Source organism: Chitinophaga silvatica, assembly GCF_003419895.1.
Lineage (GTDB): Bacteria > Bacteroidota > Bacteroidia > Chitinophagales > Chitinophagaceae > Chitinophaga > Chitinophaga silvatica.
Window position 1 is genome coordinate 602,759 of sequence record NZ_QPMM01000001.1, and the last position, 20,501, is coordinate 623,259.

The following is a 20,501-nucleotide window of genomic DNA, read 5'->3' on the forward strand; positions in this document are numbered from 1 at the left end:
TCAATGAGAAAATACTTGCTTTATATTTTAGGTGCGACTTACTTTTTAAGTGCATGCACTAAAAAATTGGATTATACTTATGATAATAGGTTGGTACAGCTACCTAATTCTCCATCGAACAGTCGGCTTATCAATTTGATTGGTGCAACAGAGTTAAAAATAAACGGACAGGCATTGACCAGCTTTGTTGCTCCGGATATTGAAGGTAACTACGGTCCGGGGCAGACGAAAGGAACCCGCTTTTTCCCTGAATCGGGCCGTTTAGGTCTTACTTTTACTATTCCGCAGGAAGTATTAAAGAACGGAATAGCCGATAGTATCCTTTTTAGTACGCTTGGTACGAAATTGCCTGTACCACCTGCCAGACCTTTTAAAGTACAGGATGATCCATTCAAAACATTTGACTATTATTTTGTAAGGTTTACACCTAACCTGGGTGGATACACGGATTCTTTATTCCGTATTCCAAGAAGCATTTCTTCGCCGGTAAACCCTGCAGCCTTCAAAATACGCCTCGTCAATTTATCCTCTCCTCTTGATAGTCATACCCCGGTGGGGCTGCAGCGAAATGGCCCATTCAGACTGGCTTTCGCAGATGGAACTTTGGTTCCGGGTATTACTCCTATTGCTGCTGGAGAATATTCCGAATATGTAGAAATTCCATATGGTACTTATCAGTTTAAGATATTGGACAGAGATGGAAAAGAAATTTCCGGAACCGGCGGTGGATATAATATCCTTAATCCTGCTACCGGCACCTTAATGGACGTGAACGGAGAACCTGGGATTGGCGGCTATAAAAATACCTGGCTAACTTATGCGCCAGTAAAAACTTATCTGCCAGGGGGAATTTATAGTATCGTGGTAAGTATTAATTATGATAGCAAACTTCCTACCGGGAATCCCAATGGTGAAACGTATTCGACAGATAACAACGTATTCCGTGTAATCAATGATATTTCAGATCCTATTAATCTCACCTACGCAAAAATACAGGGTATTAATGCGCTGCCATCTGCCAGTGTGAAATATAAAATAGATGGAATCTTACTTCCTGAATTGCTGGAAGCTTCACGAGCTGGTGAATACAGTATTCAGATTGTAGGAAAACATACATTGGAAGTGCTGGATGCCAATGAGAAAAAATTGGCCGACACCACTTTTTATTTAGAGCCGGGAGATAATCTCAGTGCCTGGTGTTATCCAAAAACTAATGGAGTTGGAATCACAATTACCTCTAACAATTTGAGTGGTAAGTATTATAACGGAACAGCGAATGATGATGCTACCTATAATACTTTTAAGGATTCATATCCTTTCTGGGTGCGTTTTATGAACTTTTGTCCGGATACCAAAGAGGTTTCATTTATGGCCGACAATGGTATGCCTTTCAGAAGTATGATTCAAATCAATGGTAAGGGAAATGAACATATTGTTTTTACTAAACCCATTACCTCGGAGCCGTATATACGGATGTTTGTAAACTTCACCACAGATATGCTTCTTTACGCCTCCACACCTGCTATTATGCCCGGAGATTGGGTACGTGAAGTAAGGAATTTAAAGAGCCGGGAATTTATCGCCAAACCTGAATTGTATAAAACGCTGCAAGTACCGGCTAGTGAACCTGGGGTATATACCGTTGCACTTATAGGAAATTTAAATGCAAGTGCTCCGGCAAAGGATAGAGCAAGGATGATAATTGTGAAACACACAAAATAGTAAATCTACCATGAGAAATTGTTTTATATACTTTGGATTACTGACGGTATTGTTAGTCAGTAGTTGTAGAAAAACAGAATATGCCAGCGTAACTTCTCCTGCATATTTACGTGTCTTCAATTGTCTGGAATACAGCCCGACATTAGATAATAAAGACAGGCCTCAACCTTTTCTTACCATGCTGATAGACCCTGTTCTGGATGCAGACGGAGTGCCTGAAAGTGCAGCCATTATTGGTGATTTTTTAGAACAACGAAGTACATGGGCCAGACCCTATCCTGATGCCGGGAGTAATGAAGTTTGGCAGAAGGAATATCCGGGTACCAACAGAGTGTTAGCAGCTCCTATACTTAACGGGTATGATTTGTCGAGCTGGGCTCAGGTTCCTTCTGGTCCACATCGGGTAATCTTTAGAACAAGGCCTTTAAATAATACACCATTCTTTGAATTGAGCAAATTGGAAAGAGGAGTATCATTGGTAGATACCACGATTGATCTTTCTCCTACCGAAGTATATACCATGCAAATATTGATTAAGGATTATGTAAAGAATGATCCTATTATGTATTTGCGCCATGAAACCTTTCCCAAGCAGCCATTTGTTGATTCTATGGTGTATGTAAATTTCTATAATCTTAGTGCAGACGGTTTTTTTGAGCTGGCTCCGAACGAACAGCTCAATACAAACCTGACGAGTACTAAGCTGAGAGATACAATGGCCATTTATTATTCATTGAAGAAAAGAAATAACTCAACCTTTACCGCATTGCCGGGATATGGGGATGTTCCAATGGGAAGGATTATTAGGTCTTTAAATGGTACAGTTACTCCGTATTATAGTTTCCCATTGTTTGCTGATACCAGCTCCAATAAAGTGTTTACAGGTAATCTCTGTCAGCAGTTTTCCTTCTTCGGGCCAGGAATGAATCCCCAGAATATTGGTTATTCGGGCTACCTGCCAGCCGGGGCTTATTCTACTTTGATTTTAGGCGATTATGGAGAAGAACATATGGCCGGAAACTTTCCTTTCAGAGTAAGGGGAGATCTTAGAACCGGAATGATCATCAGTATACATTCAGGAACTCAGAATCCACGTTCCTTTTCCACTGTAAACACAGTAGAGTACATCAACCGGAAATTTTATGTTACAACAATCCAGCGAAGCTATGCGCCTCCTGTTTACCAATAAACAATTTACAATGTTAAAGCTAAAGCAATTTTTGTTATGCGGTCTGGTTTGCTGGTTGGCTTCCTGCAGTAAGGATAACCTTCAACCTCCAATCGATAGAACCAGTGTTCCGCGTACCATGGGTGTGTTTATAGAAAATAATTACGATCTGAGTTTGCTGAATGCAGCATTAAAAAAGACAGGTTTGTATGATACACTTATTAATAATGGACCGTTTACCTTGATGGCTCCTGATAACAATGCATTTAATTTAATTGGTATTTCAACCATAGAACAAATTGAAAGTTTGAATACAGATAGTTTGAGGGAAGTGTTGAAATACCACATTATCCGTAACCGGTATTTTACCAATATGTTGCCCTTGCAACTGGATAATAAATATATAACGCTCTCCGGAGCACCTATGCATGTTTCTGTAGATGTAAGCAATTATTTCACTGCCTCAGATAGAATGATTGTAATAAACGGAGCAATTATGGGAAAAGGAACCAAAAGGGATATTGCATTGGCTAATGGAGTGATACATATAGTAACAAGACCATTAGGGTATAATAAAATGACAACCCAGGAATATATAGCGGCTGATACTTCCCTTTCATTCTTCGTAGCTGCTATGAAGCAGTTTAAGCTGTGGGATAATCTGAAAGAGAATAACCCGGTTACCATTTTTGTACCTACCAATAATGCATTCCTGAAGAACAATATCACTCTGGAGAAAATTAAGGCTATGAATCCTGCGGATTATAGTCCGGTAACCTTTGGCATCTATGCATTGATGATGAAGCCTATGCGGATTTTTACGACCGACGGATATATGATAGGACAGTTAAATATTAATGGTGGAAGTATAGCAAGAGTAGATAGTACTTATGGTGTTTCTCCTAACTATAGCACCTGGAGTGGTAACAAGGCAGAAATCTGGATTTATAAATGGAAAGGTGGTTCGTGGGTTGTTAATACTGAAGGACCGGCTTCCATTCAATACAACCAGGGATTTTCGAATTGTGATCACCTGTGTAATAATGGTGTTGTGCATATAGTTGACGATATTTTTTTGCAACCCGACTTAATGAAACGTTAAACCAGCAATAATGAAATCAATTATAAAATTTTTATTACCTGCTTTTGTTTTGCTGATGGCTTGTACCAAGCAGGATATTATGCCTGAACCAATTGGTAGCCCTGTAGATGGAACGAAAGGACCAATTAAAACCTGGCAGCAAATAATTGAAGAATCGCCATATACACTTTTCAAGGCAGCACTCGCAAAATCTGGTATGGATCAGGTATTGAAGACGTCCAACATTCCGAATTATACACTACTGGTGCCCACAGATGATGCATTTAATGCTGCCGGATGGACAGCTCAGCGAATTAATACCTCTTCCAAAGAAGAGCTAAGCGCCATGCTTTCTTTTCATATTATTTCTTCCCGACTGGAATCTGCCAGTATGCAGGATATAAGAGGGAATATACCAGCGAAGACGATTTCAAGCCGCCAGTTGGATGGGCATGGTAACTGGTATAAACGATACAACGACTACTTATATATTGGGAAATACGGTGATAGCCTGATGATCAATGGTATTGGTCAGAATAAATGGGGAGTTGTAACTCCGGGTATTAATGGTATGGTTTACCCTATTAGCCATGTACTGATGCCTCCAACGGAATCAATGTGGGAATATATAGAAAACAATCCCGAATTCAGTTTATACAGAGATGCCATTTTACTTTCTGATAGCCTGTATACCGAAATGTGGATGTATATGGGAATTATAGATCTGTTGAATTCGGGAACCGGTATTGCACCCTTTACACTATACCTGCCTACCAATGAAGCATTTCATAAAAGTGGATTTAATACAACCGAAGACATCTACAATTATTGTATGCGTTCCTGGCCTTTGCCGGATCCGGATTATGACGAGAATTTGTTTTATCAGCAACCTGTTACGGCAATTGATAGTATACTTTTCCCTCATGGTACAGAAGTATATACTACATCCCAACTCTTTGGTGAGGCAGAACTTGGGCCAGTATACTTTTCAAATGATTTATTGGATATCCCTTATTTGCTTAGTGGGATGACTTTATACAAAGGTGAACGCTATAGCACAGGTCCTGTTCATATCAGCCTTGATTTTAGAAACAATAATGGACAACCTATGATCAGAAGATATGGAACCAACATGCCCTTTGTTCCTCTTAAAAGTAAAGATCATAGGGTGTTGAATGGTGTTATTCATGTAGTAGATGATCTGATGCAATTATCCAACTAAAAAAGTCTTCCATGCAATTATTAAAATATACTTGTTTGATCCTTTTCGCTGGTGTAATAGCCTGTACTAAGAAGGATGATACAAAGCTGAGTACTGAAGTCGAAAATCGACTTGCTTTCGTAATAGATGATAATAAATTCAATTTTTCCTTCTTTAATACCGCAATGGGCAGAACAGCCTACAGAAACGAGTTGCTGAATGATGGACCATTTACTGTTCTGATCCCCGATAATAACGCATTTATCAAGGCTGGTTATGCCAACGACCAGGCAGTTCTTAAAGAAAGTGGTGTTATTTTAAATAATATGGTTGCTTATCATATTGTGCACGGAACCTGGAAGCTGAATGAAATGCCATTCAAATTTAATCAGGAGCTTTCAGCTATTTCAGGCAGCAAAATATATGTGACCCGTTGGATTAAAAATGCAGATACGGTTGTAACAATCAATGGTACCCCTGTTTTGGCTTTCAACCTAAATGCCAGTAATGGATTAATACAGGTAATAGATAATGTATTGCAACCTTTGGTGTATAGCAAAATAGGAGAGGTGATTTCAAGTGATACAACCCTTAATTACCTTAATGTAGCACTGCAACAAGCTGGCTTAAAAGAAGAATTCTATAAGAATGAAGTTAATACCTTCTTTGCTCCGTCTAACAATGCTTTCCGCAAAGCCGGATTTCAGACTATTGATAGTATTTCCCGTACCGATGCAAACGTGTTAAAATCCTTGCTGCAATATCATTTCTTCCAGGGAAGGAGATTTATCTACGACTATATTCTTACTACCGGTACAACTGAACGTACTACACAAACTATGTTCAATAATAATACGGTTAAGATAAGTCTTGTTAAATCAGGAACTAAGTATACCAGCATTACGCTGGCTGGTGAAGGTAATGCCAACCCTGCGCAGGTCATCAAATCTAATGTCATGGCAGGTAATGGGGTGGTACATATTATTGATCAGATATTAAATGAAAACCAGAAATGATGAAGAGAATTTTTTACATATTTGGACTGTTAATCTGCTTTTTTCTGCAGGTGCAGCATTTGATGGGGCAGGAGACCAATGGTAGTTTATCCGGGAAGGTTTTGAATGATAAGAATGAACCACAGATAGGTGTTACCGTATTAGCTATTCACGAGCCTTCAGGTACTCGTTATGGAATAGTTACTGGCACCGATGGCCGATATTTTTTACCCAATCTTAGAATTGGTGGCCCTTATACTGTAACGGCTTCGATGATGGGGATGGAAACTCAAAAAAAAGAACAAATAGTAATCCGGTTAGGAGAACCATTAACCTTAAACTTCACCCTCTCTGCCACCAGCACAAATCTTAGTGGGGTTACTGTAACGGGTACACGTAAATCTGGAACTGCCAATACATTTGGTGCAGGGCAGAATATCAGCCGCACCCAGTTGAACAATATGCCAACGATCTCAAGAAGTATTCAGGATATCACAAAGATGGTACCTCAAAGCACCCGGGATAATTCATTTGCTGGTACGAATTTCCGATACAATAACGTTACAATTGATGGCGCTATTAATAATGACGCCATTGGTTTTAGTCCTTCTATGGGAGGTATTACAGGTTCTTCAGGCATGCCTGGATCCAGTACCCGAACCAATGCTGTTTCTCTGGATGCAATTGAAGATATGCAGGTTTATCTTGCACCCTTTGATGTGAAAATCGGAAACTTCACCGGTGGTAGTATTAATGCCGTAACCCGCAGTGGTACTAATAAAGTAACTGGCTCCGTTTATGCTTTTGGCCGGAATGCTGCGTTAATGGGTAAAAGTCCTGTTGGTAAAATGAACAGCGATTTTCATGATTATCAGGCAGGTTTCCGTGTTGGTTTCCCGATTATTAAGAATAAGCTTTTCTTTTTTACCAATGAAGAAATAACTTCAAGACAGGACCCTGCTCAACTAAAAGTAGGACAATCGGAAACTGCACAAATCTTTACTGTAAAAGATGCGATAGAAATCCGTGAAGCTACACTGGCAAGAACCAACAACAAATTTGATCCCGGCACCGCCGGAGATTTCCTTGCCTATTCAAAATCCCAGAAGTTCTTTAACCGCCTCGACTGGAATATTTCTGATAAACATCAGTTATCTGTTCGTAATAACACAATTCTGTCGACCGCTGTGAACATGGATAGAGATCAGCAGGACTTCCGCTTTAGCAGTATGGCTTACCAGCAGGTTAATAATCAGACTTCTACTGTGATGGAGCTGAAATCAAGATTTAATAGCAGATGGTCTAACAGCTTTATTGCGGGTTTCAGTGTGGTAAATGATAAACGTAATCCTGAAGCTGATCCATCACTCCCACAGGTACAGATTATGGGCCGTACTCCTGGAACTACTATCTACTTGGGAACAGACAGGGAAGCAAGCATCTTTAATATGAAGCAACGTACCATTGAGATTACAGAGAATCTTACTTTCAGAAGTGGAAAACATACCATATTACTGGGAACACATAATGAATTGTATCATATCGACTATGGTTTCGTTAACAGCTGGAATGGGAGAGTAGATTACCTGAGTATAGATGACTATTTAAACAATATCCCATACAGGGTACGTGGAAGTTATAATTATAATAACAATGATCGTAATTATATTCTGGCAAATCCTGAAGCCCGCTTTAATGTAAATATGAATAGCCTCTATTTTCAGGATGAAATTCAACTGACAGATAAGTTTAAGTTAATTCCGGGATTAAGAGCTGATTATAGTTGGTTACCAGAGAAGCCTGAATTAAGTGAAAAAACACAGAATGCAAATACTGATAATTATTTTGGAAATACTTACACCTATACTCCACTAAATCGCATCAACAACGGATATCTGAATAAGGTACAGGTATCTCCAAGACTTGGATTTAGATTCGATTGGCTGGGTGATCAGCGATTGATCTTACGTGGAGGTACCGGTTTCTTTACTGGTCGCATTCCATTTGCATGGATTGCCTATGCGTATTACAATAATGGTATTAATTATGGATCTTATGATCAGAAGGCCGATTCAAAAGTATTTACTCCGGGAAGCGATCCGTTACTGGGAGGTAACAATGGTATAGCACAATTTATTCTTAAGAATGGAGCAGTAGTTAACAATCCAAACGCCGGTAAAACACAGGTAGATGTTATCGATAACAACTTTGTTTTGCCTCAGGTATGGCGTAACTCTGTTGCAGTTGATTATACCAGTGACGCAGGCTTTAAATATACCGTAGAAGGTATGTTTACCAAAACCATAAAGGATGTGTTATTTCAACAGATCAATATCCAGGATAACCCTACCTACTATGGATTCGATAAACAACGTGAGCAACCTGTATACAGTGGTACCATCGATCCGCGTTTTTCCAATGCGTACCTGTTAAGCAATACAAACAAGGGATATCGTTATAGTATTACCGGTAGCGTTAATCGTAGTTTTAATAATGGATTGCAGTTTTCTCTTGCCTATACTTATGGAGGTTCAAAAGATGTATCCAATGGTATCAGAAACTCAATGGAAAGTAACTGGCAGTTGAACCAGGCATTAAATCCAAATAATCCCGGACTTGCATGGTCGAATTTCGACATCAGACACAGAATTGTGACAAATATTAACTATCGCAAAAATTGGAACGCTACCTGGAACAGTACTTTTACTCTTTTTGCCAGTGCACAATCTGGTAGTCCGTTTACCTATGGAGTAGTAAACAACAGTATTCAGGGATTGCCACAGCAGGTAAGCTTGCTCTATATTCCATCAAGAGAAGAAGCTGTTAGGTTTTTTAGAGATACAAAAGACCAGACAGCACAGCAACAGGCAGATGCCTTTAATGCATACATAGATGGCAATAAATATCTGAGAAGCAGAAGAGGAGGTTTTACAGAAAGGAATGCAGCACGTACTCCATGGAATGTGCAGGCCGATTTTCACTTTGCTCAGGAGTACCATTTCGGCAAACAGTATATCACCTTTACAGTAGATATTCTAAATCTTACTCATTTAGTGAATAATAATTGGGGAATTTCCTATTTCTCACCTAATACCTTCAACTCTACGGCGAGTGCAGGTTTAACACCAGTATTTCCGGCAAGTCAGCAACCAGGAGGCTATCCTGTTTACGGCTTTATGGATCCGGGAACTCCATACTCTATCGATTTCCTGAATTCAAGATCACAGGTGCAGCTAGGGTTGAGATATTCATTTTAATGAACGTTAAAGACAAACAAAAATGAAAAACAAATTATATCTCCTCGCATTCATCGTCTTTATATTATCCGCGTGTAAGCGTGACCGTAATGAATCGATCCATGCGGTAAATGTAACCTCATTCTGGCCTAATAGCGGAAATGCCGGAACTATTGTTACTTTCCAGGGTCAGGGCCTTAATAAAAATACCCTTGTTTCATTCAACGGAGCAGAAGCCCGAGTAATAGATGCAAGAGACACCATCCTGATTGTAATGGCTCCGCAAAATGGAAGTTCTGGTGCCCTGGTAGTAAAGGAAGGTGAACGAAAAATAGAAGTGGGTAATTATACCTATCAGGCATTGAGTATGCATAGAGTGGCCCCTTTGAATGGGCCGGCAGGTACTAACGTATCTATCTATGGTGCTGGGTTTGGAAGCCTTAATTCTCCGGCAACTGTTACTATCAACGGAAAGAGTGCGCTGGTAACCAGTATGACCGATACTTTGCTGGTAGCTACAATACCAGAAGATGCAGGAACCGGAAAATTGATAGTGGCAGTAGATGGCAAATCAGTAGATGGCCCTGCATTTACTTTCCAAAAAATCAATACCATTAAGCCTGTAAAAGGAGGTGCCGGAACCCAGGTGGTAATAGATGGAACAGGATTTGAAACAACATTAGCTGCCAACACTGTTACATTTAATGGTAAGGCAGCCAACATAATAGCTGCCACCGCAAATAAACTGACCGTAAATGTACCGGAAGGGGTAACAACCGGACCAGTGGCATTAACAATTAACGGGCAAAAAACAGTAGGACAGGTATTTACCGTTGTGCCTAAGCCACAAATTAATACCGTTGCACCATTAAGTGCTCCGGCTAATACGAGAGTAGAAATAGCGGGTGCCAACTTCAGCAGCCTGTTGGATGAAGTAAATGTAACTTTCAATGGAAAAGCTGCTAAAATATTGGGAGCTTCAGATAATCGCCTATCGGTGGAAGTTCCTGCAGGAGCAGGTATGGGAAAAATGGTGATTGCAGTGAACGGACAACAATCTGATGGCCCGTTATTTAAAGAGCAGGCATTGGGTATTTCACAACTAATTCCGGATAATGGTTTGGCGGGTTCTGAGGTAGTAGTGAAGGGGATGGGTTTTGACAATAATATCGCATCCAACCAGGTAACTTTCAATGGAATTGCAGCAACGGTTACTGCTGTTACCGATTCTACCCTAAACGTAGTTGTACCTGCAAATATCAGTACCGGACTTCTGAAGGTAACAACCGGACAACTGGTAGCAGATGGGCCGGAGTTTAGAAGAGCTGGAGTAATAACAATAGTTGGAGGCCCTCAATTGAATGTATTTGCTGACCCTAAAGCCGTAGTAGGAGATTCAAAAGGCAATTACTTTGTAGCAGATATTAACGTGATAAAAAAGGTCGATGCTACTGGTAATGTGAGCATTTTTGCCGGAAGAGCAGATAATAGCATTGGTTATGCAGATGGACAGGGAACTGCAGCGGCATTTAGTTACTGTACTAACATGGTAATTGATGCACAGGATAATCTATACATTTCAGATGGTAATAACAGGGCAATTAGAAAGGTTACACCTACCGGTATGGTTTCTACTGTTGCAAAAGTGAGTTATTATATGACCGGATTGGCAATAGATAAGAACAACGGTTTGTATTTCGGTGCCCAGTATGGTGGAGCATACAGAGTTGATGCAGCTGGTAACTCTTCGCAAATGGGAGTTGGGTATTACACTCCAACTGGTACTATGGCTATAGATAATAAGGGAGTTTTATACTTTGCCGGTGATTTTGAAAATCCATATATCTCTAAAATCGCAGATAATGTAAAGAGCCTTTATGCAGGTAACCTGTATGGCTTTGCAAATGGATCGCTCACCACTGCCGGATTTAGTAATTTGAGCGGACTCGTTTATAACAATACAACAAATGAGATGTTTGTTGCCGACAACAGCGCTATCCGCTATATTTATGATGGTCAGGTTACCCGCATCACCGGCTGGTCGGGCGGTGCATCCCCGGCTTTTGGGTATGCAGACGGAACACTGAATAAAGCATTGTTTAATAGTATCAATGCTATTTCAATTGACCGTGACGGAAATATTCTGGTAGTAGAACGATACAATAAAGCGATAAGAAAAATCATCTTACGATAATAATAAAAGAGCCTTAAACCTAAAACCTGAAACAACAAGGGCTAACCAAATAATATTGGTTAGCCCTCTTATATTGAGGAAATAAATTTCTTTATGACAATGCTTTATAATATAGTAATGGTTGTTGAAAAGTAATTTTCATCGGCAGTCTCGCCTGAATCATCATTGATATTTATAAAGAGATAGTGACCATAATAGTCTGATGATGCAAAGATCAATGGAAAAACATCAGAACCACTTGCATCCATAATGAACTCACCGGTTTTAACATTTTTCAACTTAAAAAAATAGCCCAGAGGATTATCTCCTTCTCCCAGTTTCGGGAAAGTAAGAATATGAGGATTTGGGTCATTTAATTTCAATCCTTTCAAAATTATTCCTGTTTCTTCCATATATACACTATATAGATGCAGCTCTACGTCGGGATAATTATTGAAAGGTTTTTTGAGGCTATAAATAATCTGTACTCTGATAGAATCTTCAGGTACATTTATATCACTGATAAACCCTTTCAGGTTTAAAGACTCGCTGTACCCTACTCTGAATTCCTGTTTGGTATTAGGTACAACCACAACATTGCTGTCTGCAATCAGGTTATTGCTGGCAGCGTCAATAATTTTTAATTTACCGGATTTTCCAGCAGGTAAAAGTAATTCCAGATTATCCAGCTCCCTGGGATCAATTTCCCCAAGCTTTTCTGAATCCATAAAAATACCGGCTTTTCCGGCATCTGGTAGATTTAGTAAAGTAACTTTTATTCGGCCAAAATAATGTTCTTCTGCCGGAGTGCCTTTACGACAAGCTCCCAACAGGATAACTCCTAATAATATGAGTAAATATTTTTTTTGCATAATGCTTTCTTTTAGAAAAAGTAATAACGTATAAGGTTATCCTTATACGTTATTACCTTATTTGAAATTACCAGCTAACCTGTAACCATCTGTTAGGTGTAGCACCTAAGTTCCATGTATCGATCTTAGAACCATAATTGGCAGCAAGGCCAATTGAAGCAAGATTAGGAACAGTTAAAGGACTGTTGAAAGGATTAGACAACCATCCTGATCCATTTGGATTAGTATTCTTAATACCAGTATTGGCATTTGCAGCCAGTATTGCCTGAGCATGAAACCAGGTGCTTGTGCTGAATCTTGTACCTACAGCAGCAACACCATTGCTTTCAGTCGCATAAGGAATAGAAGTTGCACCAGTGGTAATAGGAGTACCAAAACCATGAGCAAAGGTGTGGGTAATGGTAGAAATTCCTGAACGATATTTACCAGGAGTATTACCTAATGCGCTATCCAGGGAGATACCGTAATTGTAACCCATGATAATTGAATTGTTGATCTCAAATTCAGCATTTCTTCTCAGGTGAGCACCACGACCATAACGTCCGATACCAGAAGTGTCGGAAGCTCTTGCAGTGTTTTGAACTCCAACAATAGTCAGGTTGTTATACCTTGGATGCGTAATGCGGGAAGTAGTAATACCACTAACAATATTATCGCTTTCAATACCATTAGACTGGCTTTTATCTGCACGCACCTTATCAGCAATACCTACAGCATAGGAAATGGTACCATTGTAGCCATTGTCTGTATCAAACATATCATCCAAAGCATTGATCGCAATCAGGTGACTTGCATTTACCGAACCACCAAACCATTCAAAAGCATCATCTCTTGATTCTGTAACAGCTACATAATCAATTATAGTACCGCTACCAACGCCACCTAAAGTAAGACCGTTGATTTCGTTGTCCGGAGACAATTCAAAACCAGCATATTCGATGCGTACATAAGATAAAGTACCAGAGTTGTCGGCATCGTTGTTTCCGCCATAATAAGGACTACCAGGGAATCCGTCAGGAATACCTTCGATACGTAATGAGTCGGTACCAATTGGAGCATTGTTTACTGTTGCTCTACCAAGGATAATAATACCAGCCCAGTCACCGGATTTGGTAGAATCAGGTACACTCGTATCATCATAACGATAAGAGGTAAATACAATTGGGCAATCAGGTAAACCTACTGCATTAATTTTGGCACCACGGGTGATTACGAGACCACCGCCAGGAACAGTGGATGTACCGGCAAGACCAAGAATACGTGTTCCATGTTGGATAGTAAGGGTATGACCTGCTGTTACGTAAACAATACCGCTCAACTTATAACGTCTGGCATTGCTCAGGTATAAGTCGGTATTGATAAGACCAGTGATAACACTGTCGGTAGCAGGAAGGGCATCCAAACAACCAGATGCCAGTGTACCGGCATTGAGGGAACGATCATCACCAACCTTTTGATTATCCTTTTTGCAGGATGCAATTAACAGGATACCCAGGATGGCAACAGACAATGTCGAAAGAATAAAAGGTTTTCTTTTCATTTTTTTGTTTTTTTTAGGTTAAACTGTACCTGATCAGGGTACTTATATGGATACGCGTATATTTCTTCATTTAGAATTTGTAACTGAGTGTACCTCCCAATGTCGTACCTGGCTTAGCTTCAAAATCAATTCTGCTTTCTCCTTTCTTATATAATAATTGCTGAGTAGTAGGCGCTTTTTTCCCATCCAGGATGTCTAACTGCCCGGAAAATAAATTGGAATAAACCAGCGAATAACTATTCAACAGATTAGTAATATTGATTTTAAACTCGAGCTGGTTTTTCATCAGATGAAAGGCCAGTTGAGCATCCAGACTTTTCATCGGCCGCTCGAATAGTGATTGAATATAGCTTTCATTAGGAAGGAACATTCTGTTGGAAATGTAATTGTATGATACACTCAGGGATACTGGTTTTGTATCATAATAAACCCCTGCATTTAACATGATATTGCTGGCTCCTGCCTGGGGTCTTTTTTGTACCTTACCCACAACATCAATAGGTACAATTTTATATGGATTATCCGGGTCCAGCTCATTGATGCTGGTGCTCATAGGTAATACAGTTGCAAATAACCGGGTGAAATTTCCGAAAAGTGTAATATTGCGTATTACTGGTACCTTAGTGAAGGCAAACGATTTGCGAGCCTCCAATTCAATGCCATAGTTTTTAGCCCAACGGTTATTTCTTAACTCATATTCTCTATGATCACCCTGTTTGTATACTTCCATCGGATAATCGATCTTCTTGTAAAACAAAGAGAATGATACTATTTCCCCGGCTGAAGGATACCATTCGTAGCGGAAATCCAGGTGTTTCAATAAAGAAGAACGTACAAGAGTGGCACGATATACTCCCCCTAATTCAAAATCATATTCTTTAAAGAAAGATAGTTCTCTGAGGTCTGGTCTGATAATACTTTGTGCATAAGCCAAACGCAGATTCATAGCTGGAGTCAGACTATACGTGAGATTAGCAGATGGAAAAAAGCGCATGTTGGGTTCGCGGCTTCTAATGGCTGAAACGTCGAACTGCTTATCAGGGTTACGGGTAGAATTGATAAGTGCAATTGCAGAATCTAGATTGGCGTTGACATTATTAAGATTATAATATTCAGCCCTCAGCCCCCAGACTAAACGCCAGCGTTTACTGATTTTATTATCCAGCATCAGATAGCCCGCATGTAAGGCTGCAGTACGATGAAAGTCATCTCCGAATTTATCAAAAGCAAAGGTCACCCCATTTTCAGGCGAAAATGCTTTGGCTAATGGCGGACCATATATAGCAGTTGAAAAATTAGTTCCTGCATTTACTACATAGAATAGCCGATCTTTATTCCAGCCTGCATAACCACCTTTAATTGTATTATTAACAGGAAGATTACCTATCTGGAAGTTAAAGGGTACAGATAAAGACAGATCCCAGGACAGATTGTTTTCCAATGCGCGGCTCCACCAGCGAAGGGCACCAAAACTAATCCCATTACTCATGGCTGAATTAATGTTGTAATCAGAAGGGTCTTCAGGTTTTAATTGAGATGCATGTGTGGTGTTCTGATGATTATCGGGCCGTTGACGATCGAGTTGAATATAACTGCCCATCCATCTGAGCTTTATGCCTTTATTACCTAAAGAATGTTCTCCTTTCAATTGGTTTTGCCATAATGAGGTTTGAGTGGTAAGGTCGTAGTATCCAAATACAGGAGCATCGCCACCTAACTGTAATTGCTGGTCTAAGGTGCGTAAATACAAACTTTGAAAACCAATTTTATTCCTGCTGTTTTTATATCCAATCCCAAGTACCCCACCCAGGTTGGTAGTCATCCCATAACGTTTACCTATATACCCGATATATTCTCCTGATGGATCATCAGGGTTTAATATTGCTTCAAACCCATCACGGCTCATTCTAATATCCTGAGTTGATAACGAATTTCTATAGCTTGCCGAAGCTAAAATTCCGAATTGCCCGGAATTCCGACCTTTAAATATATGACCTCCCGAAAGCTGATAATTCTGGCCTGGTTGTGCTTTAAATCTTGTTAATCCCCAGTTATTACTAACGGTAGCAGGATCATTGCCATGCGAATTGTATGCCTGTAAAATATCTTTTCTGCTTTCCCAGTTGAGCTTCCCGAAAAGTTCGCGGTGTTTGGATGCCTGGGCCAGATATTCGCGACCATCAAATTGCAGAGATACAAAATCCTTTCCGGTAGTATTGGTATTATAACTGCCGCCGGCTGAAATGTTGAAGAAGTTTTCTGTCGGAATATCCAGTGTATTTACTTCTACCAGTCCGCCTCCGAATTCTGCATTCCTGTCTGGAGTCAGCGTTTTAATTACGGTTACATTTTCTACAATATTGGAAGGAATAATATCGAAGTTGAAATTTTTTCTGTTTAGCTCCGTACTTGGCATCACCTGCCCGTTTAAGACTGCCTGGTTATAACGTTCGCCAAGTCCGCGTACTATCACATACTTATTATCCATAGTGGTGAGGCCTGTAACACGTTTTAGTACTTCTCCAATGTTTTTGTCGGGTGTCCGGGAAATCTGTTCTGCACTGATCCCGTCTGAAATGGCAGCATTGGCTTTCTGGCGGAGATATAATGAGGCAATAGACTCTCGTTTTGCAGATGCTACTACTTCCACTTCTTTTAAAGTTCCTTTCCTAATACTAAGTGAAATATTTAAAAGGGTAGGGGCATTCTCTTTAACAACCACTTCATTGATCCGTTTACTGACAAAACCGAGTGAGCTTATTTCCATTGAATATTTTCCGGATGGAATTTCTAATGTATAAAGCCCATGGATATCTGTAATAGTTCCCTTATTACCTAGTTTTATAGTGGCGCCTATTACAGGTTCACCATCTATTGATTCCATAACCTGGCCAGTGATTTTACCTCCTGATATTTTTTTGGACGCTTTGCGTTGAATGGTGATTACATCTTTTTCAACTGTGAAATGGTATGGAGAATTTTTTAATGCTTCTGATAATATTTCACTAATGGTAGCCGGAGGCAGGTTGACGCTTACTTTAGTTGACAGATCAATATCTTCTCTTACCAGGTTCACTACGTAATTGCTCTGTGTTTCGATTTGTTTGATGAGATTACTGAGCGGGGCCTGTGATAGCGTGATAGACAGCTTTTCAGTGCCGGTTTGTGCAAGCAAGACATTACAGCTAATAATCATTAAACTGATACATAGCCATTTTGTAATTTTCAGGGCATGACTTCCCCTGGCCCTTTTTTCAAGGGCTTTTTTGGTAAAATTGTACATTCTTGTTTTTTTTAGTATGCTAGGTTGATAGAAACAGATTTCCTATCATTGGATAATGACCAATGAATCCTTTACCTGATATTGAAAGTTTAGCATTTTGCTTAGCAGGTCAACAATCTCCCATCTGCTCTTGTCTCTGAAAACAGCTTTGATATGTTTGTTTAAAATTTTGGTGTCCTTAATTTCAAATGTTAATCCATACTTATATTCCAGGTGTCTGAAAACATCTTTCAACATCATATCATTAAATACAAATTCGTTTTGCGTCCATCCATCAACTGCTCTTAAATCAGTATCAGTTAGCAGTGAGTTTCCGGTTGTTTCTGAGATCACAATTCTTCTACCTGGGGTGAGTAAAACACTGTCCGGATTTCCACTATTGCTAACGGCTATTTTACCACTTTTAACCGCAATATCTGTTAGCCCTTCAACTTTATAATTACGTACATTAAAGGAGGTCCCGAGTACCTTAATGTTAACATTCCCTGTTTTTACTTTAAATGGAGCTTGTGCATTTCCGGCGATATCCAGGAATATTTCCCCTTCCAGTAATTTTACTTCCCTGATTGGCCCTGCAAATTTTTCGGGGTACATTAATTGCGAGCCCCCATTTATATAAATTTTTGAACTATCAGGTAAATAAACAATCAGGTTTTCTCCTGCTTTTGTAGAAATTGTTTTCCATTGCGTTTCTGCTATTGTATTAAATGGTTTAAAAGATGTATTGCTTAAACTCCAGATCGAAACAGCAATTCCTAATACGGCAGCGGCAGCAGAAATTTTTATAATTGGTTTATTCCACCAGGCAACTTTCATTGGGGCTACTTTGGCATATGCACGGTTAAGTTCTCTGGTACTAACTGAGACGGGTATTTGTTCTTCCCATTCTTCCTCAGGAAAAATTTGCAATAGCTCTGCTTCTGTAGCATTTTCCAAAAAATGCACGATCCAGGATTCCTCTTCCTGTGTTAAGGTTCCGGCATTGAGCCCTATTAAGTATTTGCGTATTTTTCCGATATCCATATAAGAAGTACGCCGGAAAGTATTTTTATCCCTCCCGGAATTGTATTAAGGAATCGTTAAGAGAATAGTAGGAGGATATAAAATAAAATGTACTGGATCTTAGCCAGGAGTTTTGACTGGAGTATCCGGGAGGTCTGACGAATGTATTTTTCTACTGTTTTAACAGCGATGCCTTCTTTTTGTGATATCTGACTATAGGTTAATCCATATTCACGATGCAGGCGGAAACATTGTTGTTTCAGAGGGCTGATTTCACTCATCACCTGTTCATAGAACTGCTTATTTTCCTTTTCGGAGATCTTGTTGAATGTATTACTGTTATTGGCAGATTGATTAATATAGGTATATTGAACTTCCTTTGAGTAGCCGGCGCTATGCTTTTTATCTTTTGCCAGGGTTCTGAAATGGGAGATAACCGTGTTGCGTAAAATTTTAAACAGGTAACCCTCCAGGGATTGCTCCGGATCAATATTGGTACGGTTTTGCCAGAGTTTTACATATACTTCCTGTGCAATATCATCAATATGAATATTGTCATTAAATGATTTTAACAGGTAGGCATATACTTTTCCGTAAGTTTTATCGAAAAACTCTCTGAATGCTAGCTCGTTACCATTCTTTATGTTGAGTGCGAGGGGATTCATATGCTACCTAGGTTTTAGCAGCTGAACAAATATATTTCAACTGTTCTGCTATTCAATATTATCAAAAGGTTAATTCAGTTATTAATGAATTAATATGGGGGCAGTCCTTACTGCCTGTTCAATGGTCGACTGATATACCGGAGTAACCGGAATTGAAGAATGTTCCTGACCTTTGCGAAGATCGGTTGGTATTTCGGAGTAATCTTTTCCGTAAATAATATCCAGGGCCCTGCGTACCAATGGATCATCGCTTGTTCCAATATCTCTGAGTGGGAGTGTAGCCGTTTCACTTACCGCATATGTTGGATTCAGACCAGCTGCATAGTCACCTTCATTGTTCTTATTAAATAGCTTGTAAACAATAGGCTGCAGGAGCCAGTCGACTTGCCTGGGTGTTCGTTGATCCATAATGGTAAAACTGGCTTCATCTTTTCCTGTGGTTTTTTCTCCTATTTGTATAACCTGAATAAATGGTTTCAGGTTATTGATTAATAATTCTGCAGCCGAAACAGTGGCGTTGGTGGTAAGAATAAACACTCTGTTTAATTGTAATTGCCGGGGTTGTAAGTCGGTATACTGTCGTCCTTCCTGATTTCCGGAGGTACTCAATATATTTTGAAGGGTATGTGAACTTCTCCCCAGCAGTTTATTTCCCTGGTAAATCGCGAAAATTTCGCCTGCATTAAGCCTGGTTGTAATCATAGCTGCCAGTTTTGCACAGGTGGCTACACTTCCGCCGGCATTGTACCGGAGATCTATTATCAGATCGGTTATTCCGAGATTTTTGAATTTTGAAAATGCATTGAGCAAATTTGCATCATAGCTCTCATTGAAGCTGCTGTAATACAGATAACCGGTTTTACTTATTCCATTGAAGATTCTGGTATAGTAAACCGGATTTTCATTTCTGAAATCGGGGGAGAGGGATTTATTGTCTAATTCTTTCCACTCATTACTATATTCTGCAGTAGTAAGCTGAATGTTTTTGCTATTGTTGAGTAATTGATTAATCCTTGTAAGGTTTTGGGCATTAATGGTTTCCCCGTTAACTCTACTGAAGTAACTGCCTCGTATAAGTCCTGCCTGGCTGGCTGCTCCTCCTTTATTAATGAAGGTAACAGCTCCGATATAGTGATCCAGTCCGGGAACCTGGAATAATGTGTACTGGAAGCCAAATGTAAAATAGGAGTTGCTGCCAGGAGGAACATTAGGACCGCTAATATGAGAAAACCGATCATTAGCCGAGAGCAATGTTTTAAAGAACTGCTCAGGGCTCAGAGAATAATCCGGGATTGCCGGAATATCGTTACTCCAGTAATAAAATCTACGCATGCTGTCCAGTACCCATCTGTTGATCTTTCCTAAACTATCTGTGGGATATGGGTCTGGTAGTGCACCTTTTTTGCTGCAACTATTTAGCATTAACAATACAACAAGTAGGGTAATTACATTAACAAGGGATCGCACATAGGTTATTTTAATGGTAAATTATACCATTTCCGTATGAGGACGAAATAAACACTGTGAAGTTTATATTAAGAGACGGGAGTTTTTATAGGGTAA

General features: G+C 39.7%; 13 protein-coding genes. 7 read left to right on the forward strand and 6 right to left on the reverse strand.

What is annotated here, in order from left to right; all coding sequences use genetic code 11:
* The first annotated feature begins 3 nt into the window (after nucleotides 1-3).
* Genes DVR12_RS02365 through DVR12_RS02395 form a run of 7 tightly spaced genes read left to right on the forward strand, consistent with a single transcriptional unit; the run spans nucleotide 4 to nucleotide 11,597 of the window.
* On the forward strand, nucleotides 4-1,722 hold the full coding sequence (locus tag DVR12_RS02365; RefSeq protein WP_116973846.1) for a hypothetical protein: 1,719 nt from the start codon (nucleotides 4-6) through the stop codon (nucleotides 1,720-1,722).
* Nucleotides 1,723-1,732: 10 nt separating this feature from the next.
* A complete protein-coding gene (locus DVR12_RS02370; protein ID WP_116973847.1) occupies nucleotides 1,733-2,911 on the forward strand; it encodes a hypothetical protein in 1,179 nt (392 codons plus the stop codon).
* Nucleotides 2,865-3,992 (forward strand): fasciclin domain-containing protein, encoded by a 1,128-nt coding sequence (locus DVR12_RS02375; protein ID WP_116973848.1) that lies wholly within the window; start codon nucleotides 2,865-2,867, stop codon nucleotides 3,990-3,992. Before DVR12_RS02370 ends, DVR12_RS02375 begins: the two co-directional genes overlap by 47 nt.
* Nucleotides 3,993-4,002: 10 nt before the next feature.
* A complete protein-coding gene (locus DVR12_RS02380) occupies nucleotides 4,003-5,193 on the forward strand; it encodes a fasciclin domain-containing protein (RefSeq protein ID WP_116973849.1) in 1,191 nt (396 codons plus the stop codon).
* 11 nt (nucleotides 5,194-5,204) lie between these two features.
* Nucleotides 5,205-6,188 carry a fasciclin domain-containing protein gene (locus DVR12_RS02385; RefSeq protein WP_116973850.1) on the forward strand — a complete coding sequence of 328 codons (984 nt, stop codon included), beginning with the start codon at nucleotides 5,205-5,207 and terminating at the stop codon, nucleotides 6,186-6,188.
* Nucleotides 6,188-9,424, forward strand: a complete 3,237-nt coding sequence (locus DVR12_RS02390; protein ID WP_116974233.1) for a TonB-dependent receptor — start codon at nucleotides 6,188-6,190, stop codon at nucleotides 9,422-9,424. Before DVR12_RS02385 ends, DVR12_RS02390 begins: the two co-directional genes overlap by 1 nt.
* 22 nt (nucleotides 9,425-9,446) lie before the next feature.
* Nucleotides 9,447-11,597, forward strand: coding sequence for an IPT/TIG domain-containing protein (locus DVR12_RS02395; RefSeq protein WP_116973851.1), 2,151 nt, complete (start codon nucleotides 9,447-9,449; stop codon nucleotides 11,595-11,597).
* A gap of 104 nt (nucleotides 11,598-11,701) precedes the next feature.
* On the opposite strand, the gene DVR12_RS02400 is transcribed toward DVR12_RS02395, so the two are convergent.
* The 6 genes from DVR12_RS02400 to DVR12_RS02425 all read right to left on the reverse strand — a co-directional run bounded on the left by DVR12_RS02400 (nucleotide 11,702) and on the right by DVR12_RS02425 (nucleotide 20,405).
* On the reverse strand, nucleotides 11,702-12,448 hold the full coding sequence (locus DVR12_RS02400; RefSeq protein WP_116973852.1) for a hypothetical protein: 747 nt from the start codon (nucleotides 12,446-12,448) through the stop codon (nucleotides 11,702-11,704).
* Between the two features lie 67 nt (nucleotides 12,449-12,515).
* Nucleotides 12,516-13,988 carry a hypothetical protein gene (locus DVR12_RS02405; RefSeq protein WP_116973853.1) on the reverse strand — a complete coding sequence of 491 codons (1,473 nt, stop codon included), beginning with the start codon at nucleotides 13,986-13,988 and terminating at the stop codon, nucleotides 12,516-12,518.
* Nucleotides 13,989-14,058: 70 nt separating this feature from the next.
* Nucleotides 14,059-17,271 carry a TonB-dependent receptor domain-containing protein gene (locus tag DVR12_RS02410; RefSeq protein WP_116973854.1) on the reverse strand — a complete coding sequence of 1,071 codons (3,213 nt, stop codon included), beginning with the start codon at nucleotides 17,269-17,271 and terminating at the stop codon, nucleotides 14,059-14,061.
* Between the two features lie 45 nt (nucleotides 17,272-17,316).
* Nucleotides 17,317-18,294 carry a FecR family protein gene (locus DVR12_RS02415; protein WP_116973855.1) on the reverse strand — a complete coding sequence of 326 codons (978 nt, stop codon included), beginning with the start codon at nucleotides 18,292-18,294 and terminating at the stop codon, nucleotides 17,317-17,319.
* Between the two features lie 56 nt (nucleotides 18,295-18,350).
* Nucleotides 18,351-18,938, reverse strand: a complete 588-nt coding sequence (locus DVR12_RS02420) for an RNA polymerase sigma factor (RefSeq protein ID WP_116973856.1) — start codon at nucleotides 18,936-18,938, stop codon at nucleotides 18,351-18,353.
* Nucleotides 18,939-19,019: 81 nt separating this feature from the next.
* Complete coding sequence (locus tag DVR12_RS02425; RefSeq protein WP_147323395.1) at nucleotides 19,020-20,405, reverse strand: S41 family peptidase; 1,386 nt, start codon at nucleotides 20,403-20,405, stop codon at nucleotides 19,020-19,022.
* Nucleotides 20,406-20,501 lie beyond the last annotated feature (96 nt).

What these genes read in the sequence shown, in the direction of transcription:
- DVR12_RS02375 (WP_116973848.1), top strand. Translation starts at nt 2,865, where the DNA reads ATGTTACAACAATCCAGCGAAGCTATGCGCCTCCTGTTTACCAATAAA.
- DVR12_RS02380 (WP_116973849.1), top strand. Translation starts at nt 4,003, where the DNA reads ATGAAATCAATTATAAAATTTTTATTACCTGCTTTTGTTTTGCTGATG.
- DVR12_RS02420 (WP_116973856.1), bottom strand. Translation starts at nt 18,938, where the DNA reads ATGAATCCCCTCGCACTCAACATAAAGAATGGTAACGAGCTAGCATTC.
- DVR12_RS02415 (WP_116973855.1), bottom strand. Translation starts at nt 18,294, where the DNA reads ATGGATATCGGAAAAATACGCAAATACTTAATAGGGCTCAATGCCGGA.
- DVR12_RS02395 (WP_116973851.1), top strand. Translation starts at nt 9,447, where the DNA reads ATGAAAAACAAATTATATCTCCTCGCATTCATCGTCTTTATATTATCC.
- DVR12_RS02365 (WP_116973846.1), top strand. Translation starts at nt 4, where the DNA reads ATGAGAAAATACTTGCTTTATATTTTAGGTGCGACTTACTTTTTAAGT.
- DVR12_RS02370 (WP_116973847.1), top strand. Translation starts at nt 1,733, where the DNA reads ATGAGAAATTGTTTTATATACTTTGGATTACTGACGGTATTGTTAGTC.
- DVR12_RS02400 (WP_116973852.1), bottom strand. Translation starts at nt 12,448, where the DNA reads ATGCAAAAAAAATATTTACTCATATTATTAGGAGTTATCCTGTTGGGA.
- DVR12_RS02390 (WP_116974233.1), top strand. Translation starts at nt 6,188, where the DNA reads ATGAAGAGAATTTTTTACATATTTGGACTGTTAATCTGCTTTTTTCTG.
- DVR12_RS02405 (WP_116973853.1), bottom strand. Translation starts at nt 13,988, where the DNA reads ATGAAAAGAAAACCTTTTATTCTTTCGACATTGTCTGTTGCCATCCTG.
- DVR12_RS02410 (WP_116973854.1), bottom strand. Translation starts at nt 17,271, where the DNA reads ATGTACAATTTTACCAAAAAAGCCCTTGAAAAAAGGGCCAGGGGAAGT.
- DVR12_RS02385 (WP_116973850.1), top strand. Translation starts at nt 5,205, where the DNA reads ATGCAATTATTAAAATATACTTGTTTGATCCTTTTCGCTGGTGTAATA.